The sequence below is a fragment of the Rhodococcus sp. HNM0563 genome (assembly GCF_012726195.1).
GTDB lineage: Bacteria > Actinomycetota > Actinomycetes > Mycobacteriales > Mycobacteriaceae > Rhodococcus.
The window spans coordinates 296,804-315,805 of record NZ_JAASAF010000004.1 but is presented as its reverse complement, the minus strand read 5'-3'; the positions used below and the strand labels follow the sequence as shown (position 1 = coordinate 315,805).

The following is a 19,002-nucleotide window of genomic DNA, read 5'->3' as shown; positions in this document are numbered from 1 at the left end:
ACCGTCCGAGACTCTGTCGCGAACTCGATCATTCCTCGAGTGCGGGCAGGATCTGCCGCCACCCGGCTGCCGTCGCGATGCCGTCGTGATCTGCGTCCACGGAGTGGACTACGAGTGTCCCGTCGTGGATTCGCTCCCACCGGTCGGAAAAACAGACCGGTGGCCTCGACCGCTGGGCCTCGAACAGCGTGAGGGTCCCCGAGTACACCGGCGCCTTCGCCGTATCCAGCAGAGTCGCGGTGTAGGCGAAGTTCTCGGCGATCTCGGCGGCCAGCTCCGAGGGGAGTCCGGACGCGTGTCCTGCCGGCACATCGGTGCTATGCCCGTCGAGTGGTTCACTGTCCACCAACCCGACGAAGTCGACGGTGTCACCGGACGCTGTCAACGCCGCCGCGATCGCGTGCGCAAGCGTTCCACCGAATGAGTATCCGAGCAGGCGGTACGGCCCTCGCGGCTGTTCGCGGCGCACGGCCCGCAGGTGGTGTGCGACGAGGTCGTCGAACGACTCGGGACGGTCGTGCACGGGAAGCTGCAGTCCGACGACGGGACGGTCGAGCATCGAGGCCAACGACGCGAACTGCCACGCGAAGCCTCCGGCCGGATGGATGCAGAACAGGAGCTCTCCGATTCCGCTGCGGCCGAAGCGGATCACGTCGCCCGTCGCATCGTCGGCGTCACCGCCCCGGCGGGCGTCGACGAGTTCTGCCACCGCCTCGACTGTCTGGCGTTCGAGCAGCTCCGCGACATCCACCCGGACGGAGGTGTCGCGTTCGAGCCGCGAGACCAATCGCATCGCTGCCAGCGAGTCTCCACCGCAGTCGACGAAACCGTCGTCTGCGCCCACCTCGTCCAACCCGAGCAGGTCGCAGTACACGGCGGCCACCATCCACTGTGTCGGCGTGCGAAGCGAATCCGCGACGTTGCGGCGCGGCGGTTCGGGTAGGGCCGCCCGGTCGAGCTTGCCGTTGACCGTGAGGGGGATGGTGTCCACTCGCACGATCTGCGCCGGAACGAGATGCGCCGGAACCGTGTCACGCAATTGTGCGCGCAGTTCGCTCTCCGTCTGCGCACCGTCGGCCACGACGTACCCGATCAGTCGCGACGCGTTGCCGGTCGACAGGACCGTCGCGGCGGCCCGCGCCACTCCCGGCAACGCCTCGAGTGCCGACTCGATCTCGCCGAGTTCGATGCGGATACCCCGGATCTTGACCTGCCGATCGACTCGCCCGAGATACTCCAGCCGCCCTCCGTCGAGGTAACGGACGAGATCGCCGGTGCGGTACATCCGCTCTCCGGCCGAGAACGGATCCGCCACGAATAACGACGCGGTCTGTCCGTGCCGGCCCCGATATCCGTGCGCCACACCGTCACCGGACATGTAGAGCTCACCGGCAGCGCCGATGGCGACCGGACGCAGCCCGGAATCGAGCACGCGTGCACAGGCATTGCGGATCGGTGTGCCGAGGCACGGGGTCGCACTGTCCGCGACGGCCGATCCCATCGCGTTGATGGTGAATTCGGTCGGGCCGTAGAGATCGTAGCCGTCGATACCTTCCTGGTCCCGCAGCCGGCTCCACAGTTCCTGTGGCACGGCCTCACCACCGAGCATCACCAGCTTCGGGGCCCGATCGCCGTCGAGCAGGCCGGCAGCGACCAGTTCGCGCGCATACGACGGCGTGACGTTGACGACGTCGATCCCGACGGTCCGATAGTGCTGCACCAGTGAGCGCGGATCGGACCTGGCCTCCTCGTCGATGACATGCACGTGGTGACCTGCCAGCAGCCAGAACAGTTCTTCCCACGACATATCGAAGGAAAACGACACGGTATGTGCGATCCGCAGCTGCCGACCGTCGACGAGATCCTCTGTGCCTCGGAATATCTCGTCGCGATGGTTGTGGTACATCGTGGTCAGGCCGCGGTGACCGACCTGCACGCCCTTCGGCTTACCTGTCGAGCCCGATGTGTAGATGACATAGGCGGGTTGGTCCGGATGGATGGGTCCAGCGATGCGGTGCGGCGCCACGTCCGGTGCGGGACGAACTCCAGCCAGGACCTCGGCGACCTCCGAGACGGCGAGGTCGACGACGCAGATCCCGGGTAGCCCGGCCACGACTTCGGCAACACCTTCGGCGCGGGCGTCGGCCGTGACGACCGTCCGGGCTCCGCTGTCGAGCACGATCTCCGTCAGCCGCGAAGCCGGGTGCGCGAGATCGAGCGGAAGATACGCGGCACCTGCGCGCATCACCGCGAAGATCGCCACGACGTGATCGGCGATCCGCGGCAGCATCAGGGCGACGAGGTCGCCGGCCTCGACTCCGCTCGCCACCAGATGCCGAGCAAGCGCAGTTACCCGGCTGTCGAACTCACCGGCAGTGAACGTTTCGGCGCCGCAAGTCAGCGCCGGCGAGTGCGGGGTCGCGGTGGCGCGTTCGGACAACAGCGTGTCGATGCTGCCCTGTGCCGCGCCGGGCAGAGGTATCGGTTCGCGCGGCGCGGTGAGCGCGGTCCGTTCCAGCTCCGCGTACGCACGCCCGGTCTCTGCCACCGTTGTAGCGACCCGCGCCCGAGCCCTCGCGAGCTCCTCGATCATGCCGGTGAGGTCCGCGAGGAGGGACGCGGCTGCCTCGTCGTCGACGAGATCGGGCCGGTTCTCGATCGTCACCTCCATACCACCCCTGCGGCTCCGGGGGTCGATGTCGAGCGTGATCGCGTAGTGGGTCGAGTCCGTCGCCTCCGCCGCCGAGATCCCCGCACGTTCGAACACACCGAATCGCGCCTCGTCACCTCCGACGTTGCGGAACACCACGAGCGTGTCGAACAGCACCCCGAACCCTGCGGCACGGGTGATCTCGCCGAGACCTGCATGGTGATGTTCGATCAGAGCACCCTGATCGACGAACAACCGGCGCAACGTATCCACCAAGGTCATGGACGAACGCAGGTGAACGCGGACCGGCACGGTGTTCAGTGTCAGCCCGACCATACGATCGACATCCGGCACGAGCGGGTCGCGTCCCGACACCGTGGATCCGAAGACCACATCGTCGCGTCCGGTCAGTCGGCGCAGAGTCAGTGCCCACGCGAGCGACATCACGGTCGACACCGTGACACCGTTCTCTGCTGCAAGAGCGACGATCTCGTCGCGCACCGAGTCGTCGAGCCGGCAGGTGACGCGATTGGGCAGCGACATCGTGCCGGGCACCGCGTTCGGTGCGAGCAGCGTCGGTTCGTCGAGATCGGCCAGGTGGAGTGTCCAGGCCTTCGCAGCGACCTTCGCATCGAGTCCCGCGAGATGACGCAGATGATCGGTGAAGTCCGCCGCCGGAACGAGCACACGCTGCAGTGCCGACGCCACCTCCCGATCGCCTGCCGCGTCCGCCGGGTACAGGCCGACGAGCATCTTCGCGACGCCGTAGAGCGTGAACAGTTCGGTGAACAGCACTCCCTGGGACCACGCATCGGACAGGAGGTGATGCTGAGTCACGATCAGCTGCCCGGCCGTATCCGGTGCCGTGACGAGCACCGTGCGCACCAGTGGTGCGCGGTCGAGCGTGAAGGGCCGAGCGAACTCGTCGGCAGCGATGTCATCGAGTCCGGCGAGGGATCCGGATTGCTTCTCTTCGATGTCGATCGTCACCGGACCGATGACCGCCACAGGTTCCGCGAACATCGAATGCGTGAATGCCGCAGCGAGGTTCGGGTATCGGAGAACGATGGCCGCCAACGCAGCGGCCAGTGCCCGGCGGTCGGCGGGCTCCGCGAATGTGAAGCGGTGCTGCACGTGATAGTTGTCCGCGGCACCGAGCCCGCCGCTCACGGACTGGAAGTACATTCCCCGCTGCAACGGGGTCAGCGGCAGAACCTGCTGCCACCCGGGGTACTCGGTGTCCACGCGCGCTCGGGCCGCATCGTCCATCTCGACGAGCTCGGCACGCGAGTGCGGTACGTCGTCTCCGATCGACACCCGAACTGCACGATCCACGAGTTCATCCAGGGTGTCGCACTCGAACACGTCGGCCACGACGATGCGCACCCCCCGGCCGGACGCCGCTGCCACGAACCGCACTGCGGCGATGCTGTCCCCACCGAGAGCGAAGAAGTTCGATCGCATGTCGATCTCGGTGCCGAGGACGTCACGGGCTGCGGCAACGAGATCCTCTGCGATCGATCCCGATGCCCGGTCGCCGGCGCCAGGGCGCGTCCCGCTCGGCGGGGCGGTGATCGCCGGCGCAGGCAGGCCCGCGCGATCGAGCTTGCCGTTCAGCGTGCGCGGCAGAGACTCGACGACAGTGATCGCCTGCGGCACGAATTGATCCGGCAGCGACTCCGCCAGTGCCTGCCGCATCCGGACCGGATCGGCCGCGGCAGCGTCACGGACAACGACGTACCCGAAGAGCCGGGACGATCCATCCGCGATCGCAGCCACCTTCGCGGCCGCGTCGGTGACCTCGGGCAACGCGCGCAGCGCAGTCTCGACCTCGCCGAGCTCGATCCGGAACCCGCGCACCTTCACCTGATCGTCGGTGCGCCGCAGGTATTGGATACGGCCGCGGCGTCTGCGTACCGCATCGCCCGTCCGGTACAGCCGCTCCCCCGGTCGCCGCGGGTCGGCGACGAATCGGGTCGCGGTCAGCCCCGGTCGGTTGAGGTAGCCCCGCGCGATCTGGGCGCCTCCCAGGTACAGCTCGCCGAACGCACTTTCGGGAACCTCCCGGAGGAGGTCGTCGAGAACAGTGGCTCGCACATCGATCCACGGTCCACCGATCGTGACCGGCGCACCCGCGGTGAGGCGGTCCGTCGTGGCCCACACCGTGGCTTCCGTCGGGCCGTACACATTCCAGGCCTCGTCGCTGACCGCGGTCAGTTGATCGGCCAGTTCGGCGGGCACCGCTTCACCACCGATCAGGGCACGCGCCGTCCGCACGCCGGGCACGGCCAGGAGCAGTCGCCACAGCGACGGGGTCGCCTGCACGACCGTGGCACCGGACGCCTCGATCAGCGCGGCCAGCTTCTCGGGGTCCACCACCGACGAGCGCGGAGCCACCACCACGGACGCACCGAGTGCGAGCGGACACAGCAGTTCCAGCACCGCGATGTCGAACGACACGGTGGTCACCGCCATCACCCGATCGTCACTGTCGATCCAGCCCAGCCGGTCCGTGGCATCCGCGAACGCCGCGAGGTTGGCCGAGGTGACCATGACACCCTTGGGTTTTCCGGTCGTCCCCGACGTGTGGATGATGTAGGCGAGCCGGTCGTCGGCGACGGGGACCTCCGGCAGCACGACCTCTGCCCGAATCTCCACGCCGGCCGCGTCGACTCGCACCGCGGGGAGGTCCATCCATCCGACGTCGTCGGCGGTCGCCGCAGACACCAGCACGCAGACCGGACGTGCATCGTCGAGCATGTACTGCAGACGATCGCGTGGATAGTCGACATCCAGCGGCAGGTAGGCGGCACCGCATCGCAGCACCGCGAGCAACGCCAGAGGCAGGCCGGCGTCCCTGCCGACCGCGACCCCGACCACCGACCCTGCACCTACTCCGCGCGCGGTCAGCGCGCGGGCGAGCGCCTCGACGCGGGCACCGGCCTCGCGATAGCTGGTCTCCGTCCCGTCCACGACGATCGCGGGGGCATCGGGTCGTTCCCCGACCTGGATCAGGAACCGCTGCACCACCGACTGCGGTGCACGCTCGCGCATCGGACCGTCGTGGGCATCGACACTGCCGAGCATCGAGATCGGCCGGTCCGGCTGCTCGACGATGTGGGTGAGCGTGACGAGGAGTTCGTCGGCCATGTGGGCGATCGTGTCCGCATCGAACAGATCGGCGGCGCCGCCCAGACGGATCTCGGTCGTCGTTCCGCTCTCACGGAGCCAGACGGAGATATCCATGCGCGCAGGCGGGTCGATCGGTTCGACGGGAGTGGCAGTAATGTCACCCAGTTCGATCGGCGCACCGAGGATTTCGTGTCCGACCATCGTCTGGAACAACGGGTGACGTCCCGCGGTGCGTTCCGGTGCGACCGCGTCGACCACACGATCGAACGGCACGTGCTGGTGTTCGAGCGCGTCGAGTCCGACAGCGCGCACGCGGTCGAGCACCCGTCCGGGTGTCGGATCACCGGTGAGGTCGATCCGGTGTACGGCGGTGTTCACCAGGTATCCGACGGTGTCCCGGAATCGCCCGTCCGCGAGAAGTTCCCGGTCGGATACCGTGGTGCCGAGCGGAATGTCGCTGCCCGCTCCGAATCGCTGCCACGTCAACGCGACCGCAGCTTCGAGCAGCATCAGAGCCGACACTCCGTGCCGGACGGATGCGTGTTTCAGTGCGTCGGCCATCGCGCTGTCGAGCAGCCGCACTGCATCGACCGACCTGTGCGTCGCATGCCGGGAGCGGGGCCGGTCGGTAGGCAGCTCGAGCTCGGAAGGAAGAGCGGCGAGCCGTTGTTTCCAGTGTGTCAACGACCGCTCGGTATCCGCCGAGCGTGTCCGGACTCGGTCTGCCCGAGCGAATTCAGCGAAATCGGGTGCGACAGAGGATAGCCGCGGAGTGCGGCCCGCCAGCCGATCCCGGTATGCCTGAGCCAGGGTGTCGAGCAGGATCGGCACCGACGCGCCGTCGACTGCGATGTGGTGGATCACGATGACGAGCGCTGCCCATCCGCGTCCGCGGAGCACAGTCGCCCGAGCAGGCACCGCGAATGTCAGATCGAACACCGAGTCCGGGTCCGAGATCTCTTGACGCACAGCGGAGTCGATGTCGAGTTCGGTGCTGAAGTTCCGCAGTTCCGGGATAGCCGACTCCGGCAGCACCCGCGCCTCGGGGTTACCGTCGGCCCCTGCGGGATAGCAGGTCCTCAGGACCGGGAAGTGCGCCACCAGGTCTCGCCATGCGGCCCGCAGCGCCGCCGTGTCCGGGGCATCGGACAGGGCGAGCACGATGGGGACATCGTGTGCACGGGACTGCTCGTCCATCCGGTGCAGGATCCACAGCCGCTCCTGCGCGGACGACAACATCGGCTCACGGGAGATGTCGTCCGGCTCGGATGCATCCACGACGGGGGCTGCCGGGGAAGCCTGTGCGCGCGCGGCGAGTGCCCGGGCCGTGCGCGCCGCGAAGATGTCGGCGACGGAGACGACGATGCCGTGCCGCCGCAGACCGCTGACCGCGCGCATCGCGACCAGCGAATGCCCGCCACGATCGAAGAAATCGTCATCGGGGAGCAGAGTGGTCTCGAGTACCTCGCCCAGTTGCGCGGTCACGGTATCGACGAGGTGCGGCAGTGCGGTACCGCCGGACGACGGTACGCGGGCGGCAACGGCCCGCGGCGGCAGGACGCCGATCGTGAGCGGAACGAACTCGGACGCAGGATGATCCAGTTTCGAGATCATCTCCGCGATCACCGCTGGGAGCGCCTCGACGACCTTCGACGCGGTCGTCGCATCCACGACGGCAGGGTCGTGGTCGACCACGAGACGGAACCGATCGCCGGGCGGCGCGAGCAGCGACAGCGGGTACTGCGTCGTACTGATGTTGCCGATACCGACGATATGTGTCGAGTCGGTGGAGTCGTCCGGGTTCGCACCGAACCGCGCAGGATAATTCTCGAACACCACCAGGGTGTCGAACAGACCGGTGCCGCCTCGTACGTTGCTGCAGGATTCGATCTCGGACAGCGGCAGGTGCTCCGCGTCGCCGAGGTCGTACTGGTCTCGTTGGCTCGCCTGCAGCACGTCCCGCAGCAGACGATGATCCATCCGCATCCGCACCGGAACGGTGTTGCTGAACAGGCCCACCATCGTCTCGACCCGTTCGAGGTCGGCGGGCCGGCCGGACACGGTCGTACCGAACACGACGTCGTCGCTGCCGACGAGCGCGCACAGGACGGCACTCCACGCACCTTGCACGACGGTGTTGACAGTGAGCCCGTTCGCGCGCGCAACCTCCGCGAGTTGCAGCCCGAGTGTGTCGTCCACCGCGACCTCGGTGGCCACCGGATGCTCACCGGTGCTGTCGCCGCGGGCGATCAGGGTGGGCTCAGCCAGCCCGGCCAGACGCCGGCGCCATGCTCCACGCAGTTCGGCGCGGTCGAGCCGGCGCAGCCACCGCAGGAAGTCGGCATAGTCGGGTGCGGGCGGCAAACCGGCCGTGCCGTTGGTGTACTGCCCGTCGTCGTACCGGCCGTGGTTGTAGACGTGCACCAGTTCGCGCAACACGATCGGCGTCGACCAGCCGTCGGTCACGAGGTGATGCGCATTGAGTACGAGTTGTGTCCGCCCGCCGGGGAGCCGGAGCACGTGCCCTGCAAGGAGAGGTCCCCGCTGCACGTCGAAGATCCGCTCGGAGGCACGCAGGCTGGCCTGTGCGGCGGCCGCAGCGGCAGCGCTCTCCGGCAAATCCCGAAGGTCGGAGACCCGCCACGGAATCTCGATCACCTGCGGGATCGTCGCGATGGGTTCATCGACACCGTCGAAATGGAATCCGGCGGCCAGGTTCCGGTGACGGGCGACGACAGCCGAGAACGCGGCACGCAACCGGTCGGTGTCGAGTTCGCCCGCGAGGTCGACGACCGCGGTCAGGACGTACGGGTCGTGTTCGGTGAAGCGAGCAGCATGTGCGAGCAGCCCCTCCTGCAGCGGGGAGAGCGGCAGGATCTCGGAGAGCGGTCCGGCGACCGATTCGAGGAAGGAGATCTGGCTCTGCGTGACGACGACGTCATCGCAGTCAGCGGCGCTCAACCCGCCGGGATGCAGTGCGGCGTGGGCGGCGAAACCGCTCAATGCATCCTCGAAGCATCGCTGCAGCTCCGCGACCGCCGCTCCGTCGAGAAGTTCACCGGCGGCGGTCCATTCGATGGACAGCACAGGCCCCGCCGGGTCGTCGTGGACGAACGCATTGATCGCCAGGACCTCGGTGAGCGTGCGGGTGCCCGGCTCCACCACGCCGAATGCGTCACCCGCAACCGTGCGCCAGTCCGGCCCCGACATTCCGGCGGGCTTTCCGAGATAGTTGAGCACGACCTGGGGCGCGGACAGCTCGGTGAGTGCCGCACCGGCGTCGTCCAGGAACCGCAGGACCCCGTACCCGATTCCGTTGTCGCGTCCCGCGCGGCGGCGGGCCTTGACCTCGTGCAGGATCTCGGCGACGACGCGTCCCCCGCCCAACGCTTCGGTCAGGCGCTCGTCGGTGTCGACGAACGCGGCAGGCACGGACACCGGATACTCGGTGGTGAACCAGCCGACGGTCGATCCACGGTCCGAACCCGAGTCCGCGTCGCGGCCGTGCCCTTCCGCCAGGACCGGGAAATCGCCTGTTGCTGTTCCCCGGTAGGCGCGCATCGCGACGGTCAGCGCCGCGAGCAGCACCTCGTCCGGTCGTGCCCGGTACATCGCGCACAGGGTGTCGACGACCGCGGCGGTGACCGCGGCTGTCGTGTTCGTTCGAGTCACCTGCGCGGTCGAATGGGTGTCGACGCCGGGCCGGAGTTCGGAGTCGACGAGCACGCGCGAGCCCGTCTCCAGAACCTCGCACCACATCGCCTTCTCGTCGACGTAGCGGTGCGCAGCACCGCGGGCGGCGAGATCCCTCGCGCGGTGCCGCCACGATTCGCTCGTCGTCGCCGGAAGTGCACGACCGCGGTAGGCCGCCACAAGATCGGTCAGCAGAATGCTCCAGGACACCGCGTCGACGGCGAAGTGATGGACCACGACGAGCAACCGATCGTTGCCGTCCGTCATACGAACGATGCTCACCCGCAGCAGATCGCCCGCCCCCGGTGCCAGTTCTTCGGCGCTGTCGCGGGCCCAGGAGGCCACCTCGCGCACGAAGTCGCCTGCGGAGACCGGCCCGCGCTCCCCGATCGTCACGGGCGCGGTGGTCGCGGCGGGAATGTCCACGGAGTCGTCGTGAACGATCATCCGCAGGGCGGGATGCCGCTCCCGCAGTGTCTGTACCGCAGCTGCCAGCGCCTCCCCGTCGATGTCGCCGTCGACCTCGACGGCCGTCCACTGCGAGTACGACGACACCGATTCGATCGAGTCGCTCCGCAGGACGTTGCGCATGATCGGCGTGGTCGGCGCCTGCCCGATTCCGTTGTCGTCGATCAGTGCCGCGGTGTCGTCGACCAGTTCGCGCGCAAGTGCCGCGAGTGTGGCCAGGTCCCGACCCGACAGCAGTTCCTTGGGGGTGAGGGCCAGTCCGTGCGCACGTAGCCGGCTGCTGATGCTGATCGCACCTATGCTGTCGCCGCCGAGCGTGAACAGGTCGGCGTCGAGCGACACGGATTCGACGCCCAGCACCTCGGCCACGACGGCGCACAGCGCGTACTCCGCAGGTGTACCGGGCTCGCGACCGGAGTCGCCCCGCGCAGATGCGCGATCGGAAGGATCCGGCAGTTGCCTCCGGTCGATCTTGCCGTTCACGGTCACCGGCATCTCGTCCAGGACCACGACCACGGACGGCACCAGGTGATCCGGGACCCGGGTCAGCAGCTCGCGACGGACGTCGTCGCCGGACAGTGCGGCATCGTCTGACACGACGTATCCGACGAGCTTTGCGAAGGGCCCTGCCCCGTGCACCACGGCGACCGACGCGGTGACCGAACCTGCTTGTGCCAGCGCAGCTTCGACTTCGCGAAGTTCCACCCGGTGGCCGCGGATCTTGACCTGGTCGTCGACGCGACCGCGGTATTCGAAGCCGGTCTCGGGATTCCAGCGGGCGAGATCGCCCGTGCGGTACATCCGGCCACCCGACGCATCGAAGGGATCCGCCACGAATCGATCCGCGGTGATCCCGGGCCGATCGAGGTAGCCGCGCGCAAGTTGGGGGCCGGACAGATACAGCTCACCGGCCTCCCCGTCCAGGACCGGATGCAGCGCCGCATCGAGGAGGTACGCCGCGGTACCTTCCAAGGGCATACCGATGTGGACGTCGGGGCCGGTCACGTCCGCCACGATCGCATCGACGGTGGCTTCGGTGGGCCCGTACATGTTGTAGGCGCGGGCTGCACTCCGTCCGAGTTGCTCGGCGAGCCCAGAGGGTAGCGCTTCACCACCGACGACGATCGTATCGACCCGGTGACCCGTATCGGTCGCGGACGAGGGCGGGAGCAGACCCGCCTCGAGAAGGAACGCCGCCATCGACGGGGTCGTGTCGACGACGTCGATCTCATCGTGGGTGAACTTCTCGATCTGCAGATCGGCATCGCGCTGAATATCACTGCCGTACAGATGAATATGGTGACCGCCGACTATCCACATCAGCGGATCGAGTGAGGCGTCGAACGCGAACGAGGTGGTGTGGGCGACGTGCAGCCGACGTCCACCGGCTCGCGCGCGAGCATCCGCGTGCACCGTGCCGCGTTGACGATGCACGAGATGTGCGAGCCCTCCCGAGCGGACGACGACCCCCTTCGGCGTCCCTGTCGAGCCCGAGGTGAACAGAACGTAGGCGGCGTCGTCGGGGTGCGGAGTTGCCGCCCGCTCGTGGTCGCGCAGTCGTGTATCGGGGAATGAATCCAGTTCGAATTCGGTTTCTTCCGTCCCCAGCCTGACCGTCTCGCATGCCGCCTTCGTCACCGGCGGCTCGTCGGCGCACAGCAGCAGGGAGGGTCGGGCGAGCTGGACGAGCCCATCGAGACGTTCGGTGGGGTACGCCGGATCCAGCACGACATAGGCGGCGCCGGCTTCCCAGACCGCGAAGATGCACGCGACGATGTCCGTGGTCCTCGGGAGGGCAATCGCCACGATGTCGTCGGGACCGACTCCGCGGGAACGGATCAGGCGCGCCAGGCGGTAGGTGCGCGCTGCGAGATCTGCTGCCGTCACGTCGTTGTCCGAATCGGAGAGCACGATGTCGGCGGGGTGCGCGGCCGCCATGTCCGCGAACATGTCGGTGACCGACCGGATACCGGCCTGCGGGAGCGCAGCGGGGGTCCACTTCTCGTCGATACCGCGGGAGCGCAGGCTCATCGTGCCGAGCGACGGGCGCTCGGGCGCGCACAGTGCACGGATGAGCCCGGCGAGGCTTTCGGCCCGGGCGTTCACCTCGGCCTCGGACACGACCCGGGCGTCGACCTCGAACCCGAGCATCATGCGTCCACCGTCGATGGGTGTCGCTGTCAGACCCAGTTCCTCCGGCGGTCCGCCCGCGACGTTGCGCAACGTTCCGACTGCTCCGGCGAAGTTCAGATCGAAATCGAAGGCCTTGAGATTGATTCCCACACCGTGCAGGACGGCACCCGCTCCTGGCGCGGCCAGATCACGTACGAGGTCCTCACCGCGGTAGCGCTGGTGCTCACGTAGTTCGCTCAGAGCGGTCGCGGCCGACGACCCCAGCATCGAGATGTCGTCGGACAGGGACACCGACACGCGCAGCGGCAGCACGTTGACCGCCATCGACGGTGTCGTGAGTGCAGTGCGCGTGGTGCGCACCATGACGGGCAGCGCCAGCACAACGTCGGCGGTCCCGTGCAGCCGGGCAACGAATCCCGCATAGGCACCGATCAGTACGTCTGCCCACGTGCATCCGCTGTCTGCGGCGATCTGCTTCAGCTGTTCCATGACCTCGGCATCGAGGATCGCCCGGGCAGAATGCGTCTGTGCTGCAGATCCGAGATCGGCTCCCCCGCGGCGGCCGTGCAGCTCCGGCAGTGGATCGAGACGCGCGGTCCAGTAGGCACGGTCCAGCGCCGCCTGCTCGGAGTTCCGGTACTCCACATCCTCGGCGACGACTTCGGAGATCGAACCGAAAGTGTTCGGGCGAAGCCGCTTTCCCGTTACTGCAGCGGTGTAGCGGGTAGCCAGCCTGCGGGAGATCATCGCCGCGGAGTACCCGTCGACGATCAGGTGGTGGTACAGCTGAACACACCACACCTGCGTCGACGACAAGCGGAGCAGCGTGTAGGTGAAGAGTTCTCGCTCCTCCATGTCCCTGGCAGCGCAGGCGGCGTCGGCGCGGATGCGGGTGACGGCCTCGTGTGCTGCCGCGTGCGGATTCTCCTCGTTGCCGAGGTCGAGGACGGGGATCGACAACGCCTGCTGGGGGGCGATCCACTGGCGGGGCCCGTCATCCGTGTCGACGAATCGCAATCTCATCGTCTCGGCCTCGGCGACGGTCTCCGAGATCTCCGCGATGAGCACCGGCAGATTTATCTCCACGCCCGCCGCGGAGCCGTCTATTTCGAGTACTTCACCCACCAGGTAGTACGGCGAATCCGGTTCGAGTCGTTGCGCGTTCCAGATCCCGAGTTGCGCGCCGGTGAGCGGCAGCAGCGTGGGCGTGGCAGTCGCGGCGGCAGCGGTCGGGGCGGGGTGCCCTTCGGTAAGTGTCATGCTCCCTGACTTTTCTTGTCGATCTTGCCTACCGACGTGGTGGGAAACTCGGTGACGAACTCGAAGCGATCCGGGATCGTGTACGCCGCCACCTGCCGTTCGGTCCGCAGAAATGCGCGTAGCTGAGACGCGGTGGGTGTCGCGGAGTCCGGATCGCGCCGGATCACATACGCACAGATACGTTCGCCCAGAGCCTCATCGGGAATACCCACGACGGATACGTCGTGGATCTCGTGGTGTGCCAGCAGATGGTTCTCCACCATCGCCGGCGCGATCTTCTCACCGCCCCGATTGATCTGGTCCTTACTGCGGCCCACGACCGTGAGGTATCCGCGAGGGTCGCGGACCACGATGTCGCCGGTGGCGTAGAACCCGTCGGCGGTGAACGATGTCCGGTTGTGCTCCGGCGCCCGGTAGTAGCCGCGGATCGTGTACGGGCCGCGGGTCTGGAGGTGCCCCGCCACGCCGTCGGCCACCGGCACGCCTGCGTCGTCGACGACCCGCACTTCGTCGTCGGGAGAGATGGGCCGCCCCTGCGTGGTGGTGACGGTCTCCTCGTCGTCATCGGGACGCGTGTAGTTGACCAGTCCTTCGGCCATGCCGAACACCTGGGTCAGTGAGCACCCGAGTTCCGGGGCGACCCGGCGGGCCGCCTCCTCCGGTAGCTTCGCGCCGCCCACCCACAGTGAGGAGAGCGACGAGATGTCACGATCGTGGCGCGCCGACGAATTCAGCCACGCGATCAGTACCGGCGGTACGAGTGCCGCATGGGTGACCGCGTGTTCCTCGATCAACCGCAAGCAGGTATCCGGGCTGGGGTCCGGGGCCATCACCACGAGCCCACCTACGGCGATCATTCCCAGCAGCCCCGGCGAGCTCATGGTGAAGTTGTGCGAGATCGGCAGTACCGCAAGCATCACCGAGGAGCTGTCGATGCAGCAGATCCGCGCGCTCTCCCGCACCGAGTACAGGTAGTCGTCGTGGGTACGCGGAATGAGTTTCGGTGTGCCGGTGGTACCTCCCGAGAGCTGGAGGAACGCCACGTCCGAGGGCAGTGAGCGGTCGACGCGAGGTAGGGGCGGGCCGGTTGCCCACGATTCGTCACCGATCGGGATCACGAAGGTCGAGACATCGGGGAAGTCGGTAGCGATCTCGGTTGCGAGGTCCCCGTACGAGGTGAGACCGAACTTGTCGACGGTGATGTACCCGCGGGCCGTTGCGGCCGTGCAGAACTGGCGGATCTCGGCGGAGCGGTGCGCGGCCAGCGCGAACACCGGCAACGCACCGATCTCGAAGAGCGCGAACACGACTTCGACGTACTCGACGGTATTCGGCATGTGGACTATCACGCGGTCGCCGCGGCCGAGCCCCCTGGCAGCGAATTCACCCGCAATGATCTGCACTCGCTCCGAGAGTTCGGCGTAGGACAGCGAACGCCGTGGGTCCACGACCGCCGCCCCGTCCGGATGGGCAGCGACCGTACCGGCCAGGAGCGCCGAATGCGTCTGTCCGATCCAGTATCCCTTCTCGCGGTACTGCGCGGCGAACTCGGCCGGGTAGTCCACCACCCCGTCGAGGTGGAGCGGAGCGATGGGCATGCTGGTGTCGACGGATAGCTTCGGGTGTGCCATCGGATCCCTCTCGGATCGGTCTGCAGCGGGAAGGTGATCGCCGGCCCGCTTCTGCATGTTCGCGTTCACGGTCACTGCCGATGCATGCTCCATGCATCCCACAGTTCGCAGTAGCGGCCACCACGTGCAATCAACTGCTCATGGGTGCCTGATTCCACAACTGTTCCATTGTCCACCAAGAGAATTCGGTCTGCATCCCGAGTCTGTCCCAGGCGATGCGCAACGACGAGTGCACTGCGGCCGGCGAGCGCCGCACGGGCTGCACGCTCGAGCAGCGAAGCGCCTGCGCTCCCGGCATCCGCGGTGGCCTCGTCGAGAATCACCATCGGCGGGTCGGCGAGCACCAGCCGAGCCAATGCAAGCTGCTGGGCCTGCATGGGCGTGAGCTGATGGCCGGCGTCCCCGACGACCGTGTCGAGTCCGTCGGGAAGCAGATCGAACCAGTCGCCGGCGAGCACAGTCCGCAACGCCGCCTCCATGGCGGCGTCGTCGGCGTTCGGGTTCGCCATGGCCAGATCGTCGCGCAACGATCCGGCGAAGACATGCACTTCCTGTGTGACCAGTGTGATCCGCTGCGCGCGCTCGGACTCCGGTACATCCAGGATGTCGACGCCACCGAACCGAATCGCGCCCGAGTCGGGCGTACGGACCCCGGCGAGCAGGGCCGCCAGCGTCGACTTCCCGGCTCCCGAAGGCCCCACGACCGCAACTGTTTCGCCGGGTGCGACATCGAGATCGATACCGCGGATGATGTCTCGTCCAGGTGTGTAGCCGAACGTGACGTTCCGCACTGCGAGCGCACCTCGCGACGGAAGCCGAGGCGTCCGGGATTCGGCAGTCCGGTCGGCACCGTCCACCCCGCCGCTCTCCTTCGCCGTACCTACCTCGATCACACCGACGATGCGTGCGAGCGACGCGAGTGCCGACTGCAACTCGTCGATGACGAGGAGGAGGTCGTCGATGGGGGCGAACAACCTGAGGAAGAGCAGCATTGCCGTCGTCGTGGCTCCCACGGTGAGTGCATCGGCGCCCACGAGGAGGAATCCGGCCACGAGAAGGCCTGCCATCACGATGAACTGGCCGGAATTGAGCCGCCCGTAGAACCGGTTCTGAACGATGCGGGCACGCATCGACCAGCGGACGACCTCCCACGAGTGGGATCCGATGCGGTCTGCGAGTCTGGGCGACAGGTCGTACGCGTGCACCGTGCGCAGTCCGCGCACCCCGCCCAGCACCTGTTGTGCCCGAAGCCCCATTGCTGCTCGTTCCGCCGCGTAGATCGCCGGCGCTTTGCGCAGGTACCAGCGGACCGCGAGCACGTAGATCGGGAGGGCCACCACGAGCACCGCAAGGAACCGCCAGTCGAGAGCGGTCAGCCCCACTGCGGTGAGCAGCACCGTGAACAACGATGTCGACAGTGCAGGCATCACCGTGCTGATCGCTCGGGACACCTCTTCGACATCGTCCGTGGCTCGCGATACGAGATCGCCGCTGCCCGCCGCCTCGACACGTTCGAGCGGCAAGGAGAGACTCGTCGTGAACATCTGCTCGCGCAGTCTCGCCAGAATTGTCTCGAAGAGCCTGGAAGACAGGATGACTCCGAGCGCGGTGAATCCGGCGAATGCAAGTGCCGCGCCGATCATGGCGGCACCGAGCAGCCAGATCCGCCCTGTCCCGCCTCCGTCGATGACGGCATCGACCATGCGGCCGAGTGCCCATGGCGGAACGAGACCGAGTGCAGCTCCGACGACCATGGTTGCCACGACTGCGACCAGGCGAAGGTGCTGCCCCTGCAGCGCGCGACGAACTTCGTGCCACACCGACCGCGCCTCGGCGATGGGGAACTTCGCTGATTCGGGACTCAATTGGGTGGTCATCGCGAAGGCTCCATCAGCGTCGAATCGATATCGCTTTCCACCGTCTCGGTGGCGGTGTGCGGTTCGGTTGCCTCTCCTGCGGCAGTGCCGAAACGCCACACGCTCGATGCCGCTGCCAACAGGGCCGGCGACGAGGTGAACACGACAGTGGTCTTTCCTGCCCGTGCAGCCGCGATGCGCCCGGCGACGGTCGCTTCCGTCACCGAGTCGACGGCGGTCGTCGGGTCGAGCAGTACGAGGATGTCCGGGTTCGCTGCGAGTGCCCGTGCCAGCGACACACGCTGACGCTGCCCACCAGACAGCAGCCGTCCGGCCTCTCCGACATCGGTGGTCAGGCCGTCGGGAAGCACCGCCACCACATCGTCGCAGGCCGCCGCGAATACGGCACGGGCCGCAGCGTCGTCGGTGACGTCGTCCGTAGCGGCGATGTTCTCGCCGATCGTTCCCTCGAAGAGATCACTCTCGTGCGGGGCGACCAGCAGGGTTCTCGCGCGAGAGTCATGGGGCAGATCTCGGACGTCCACTCCGCCGACGGTGATCACGCCGGCGTCCGGATTCGCCAGTCCGGTAAGCACATCGGCGAACGCGGAGGTGGTGGCCGCATCCGTGTCGACGGCGATGAACTCCCCTTCGGACACGCGGCGATCGACCTCGGTCGCGGTACCACACGTCACGCCGTCGAAGTGCAGTTCGAAGCCGTGCGGAGCACGCGCGGCAGCGGTGCTTTCGTTCGAGTACGGCGCCTGCAGCACCGTCAGTACGCGTTCTGCCGAGGCCAACGCCTGAGCCCAGATAGCACCGAAGTTCGCTGCGAACGCCTGGAGGGGGCCCATCACGAACTGGGTCACTGCCACCACGGTGATGAGTTGGCCGATGGTGAGTTCACCGCCGACCGCCATCGCTCCGGCAGCGATCGCGACTCCGGCGATGAACAGTCCAGTGACGATCTCCATCGACCCCAGGTAGCCCCCGCGTGCGACGTTCGCCTTGAGGGTGCCCTGCAGCGCGCGTTCGCTGGCCTCGAGGTATCGGCGTCCCGCCTCGCGTTCCGCGCCAAGGCCTTTGACGATCCTGAAGCCGCCCACGAGATCCGCGGCGGTACCGGCAGCTTCCCCTGCGACCTGCTGCTCCTGCATGCTCCGTCGGCGCAACGGCGAACCTGCACGGTCCATGACCCACAGCATCAGCGGCGCTGCCACCAGGATTGCGAGACCGAGCGGCCACGAGATGAACAGCAGAATCAATGCCGAGAAGACCACAGCGGCGAATTCGCCGAGGGGGTAGATGACGATCGCAACGGCCATGGCGAGCTGCCGTGCGTCCGATGTCGCGATGCTCAACAGCATTCCGGGTTGGCGCCGGGGTCCGCCCATCCCTCGTGCGTCGAGCATCCGGTCGGTGATCCTCGTCCGCACCTGGTGCTGGATCGACTGCATCCCGAGGAACCCGATGCGGGATCCGAACCGGAAGGTGAACGACACGAGTGCGAAGTCGACGGCGAGCACAGCGACCCACAGCACCAGTTGTCCCGCGTCGTTCGGGCTGATCGCACGGTCGATGGCCACACCCATGATGACCGGAACCAACGCCCCGCAGAGCTGGTGGATGATCAGCAGGAGGCCACCGGGCACCGTGTACCTCTTCGCAGCGAACATCGTTCGCAGCGTCAGCTCCCGCGGAGTCGTGGATTCCGTGACCTCTATGTGTTTGGTGCGCAGCGGTGACGCAGGCGCTTCGAAGAAGACTGGTAGTCGCATGTACTCGGCTCTCCTGGCCCATGACGGAGCCATCGATGTCGCGGCGGCTCCGAGCGGTCGGTATGTCAGCGTCGGTCGATACGTCGAGCCGGCGCAGCGCCCAGCACTGCGGATGGCCTGCCCCCCGTATTCACGCGCACGCAGAATCGGGTTCGTCGTGGGTGGAGTGCGGATACAGGGGCGTCTCTCTGCACGAATACTTCATCGGCACAACATGAACCGGGTATCACACGCAGAACCTGGACACGCCCCGTAGACACAATCCTCCCCTCGACCGGTATCAGTAATGGGAGCCTAACCTACCTTAGGGCGATCGGTACAGAGGTAGCTCGGGCGTGGCACATCGACCTGCCAGGGAAACGTCGATCACCCACTTTCGGCGGGAAAAGGAAGATGCCCTC

General features: G+C 67.3%; 4 protein-coding genes. All 4 read right to left on the bottom strand.

Annotated elements, in window-relative coordinates:
* Window positions 1–28: 28 nt before the first annotated feature.
* A complete protein-coding gene (locus HCA61_RS11260; RefSeq protein WP_169688266.1) occupies window positions 29–13,336 on the bottom strand; it encodes a non-ribosomal peptide synthetase in 13,308 nt (4,435 codons plus the stop codon).
* Window positions 13,333–14,934, bottom strand: coding sequence for an AMP-binding protein (locus tag HCA61_RS11255; protein ID WP_169688461.1), 1,602 nt, complete (start codon window positions 14,932–14,934; stop codon window positions 13,333–13,335). Before HCA61_RS11255 ends, HCA61_RS11260 begins: the two co-directional genes overlap by 4 nt.
* A 104-nt stretch (window positions 14,935–15,038) precedes the next feature.
* A complete protein-coding gene (locus HCA61_RS11250; protein ID WP_169688265.1) occupies window positions 15,039–16,844 on the bottom strand; it encodes an ABC transporter ATP-binding protein in 1,806 nt (601 codons plus the stop codon).
* On the bottom strand, window positions 16,841–18,601 hold the full coding sequence (locus tag HCA61_RS26270; RefSeq protein ID WP_169688264.1) for an ABC transporter ATP-binding protein: 1,761 nt from the start codon (window positions 18,599–18,601) through the stop codon (window positions 16,841–16,843). Before HCA61_RS26270 ends, HCA61_RS11250 begins: the two co-directional genes overlap by 4 nt.
* Window positions 18,602–19,002: the final 401 nt, after the last annotated feature.

Bases quoted from the DNA above. Each gene is read 5' to 3' on its own strand.
- HCA61_RS11260 (WP_169688266.1), bottom strand. From the start codon at position 13,336: ATGACACTTACCGAAGGGCACCCCGCCCCGACCGCTGCCGCCGCGACT.
- HCA61_RS11250 (WP_169688265.1), bottom strand. From the start codon at position 16,844: ATGACCACCCAATTGAGTCCCGAATCAGCGAAGTTCCCCATCGCCGAG.
- HCA61_RS26270 (WP_169688264.1), bottom strand. From the start codon at position 18,601: ATGCGACTACCAGTCTTCTTCGAAGCGCCTGCGTCACCGCTGCGCACC.
- HCA61_RS11255 (WP_169688461.1), bottom strand. From the start codon at position 14,934: ATGCCCATCGCTCCGCTCCACCTCGACGGGGTGGTGGACTACCCGGCC.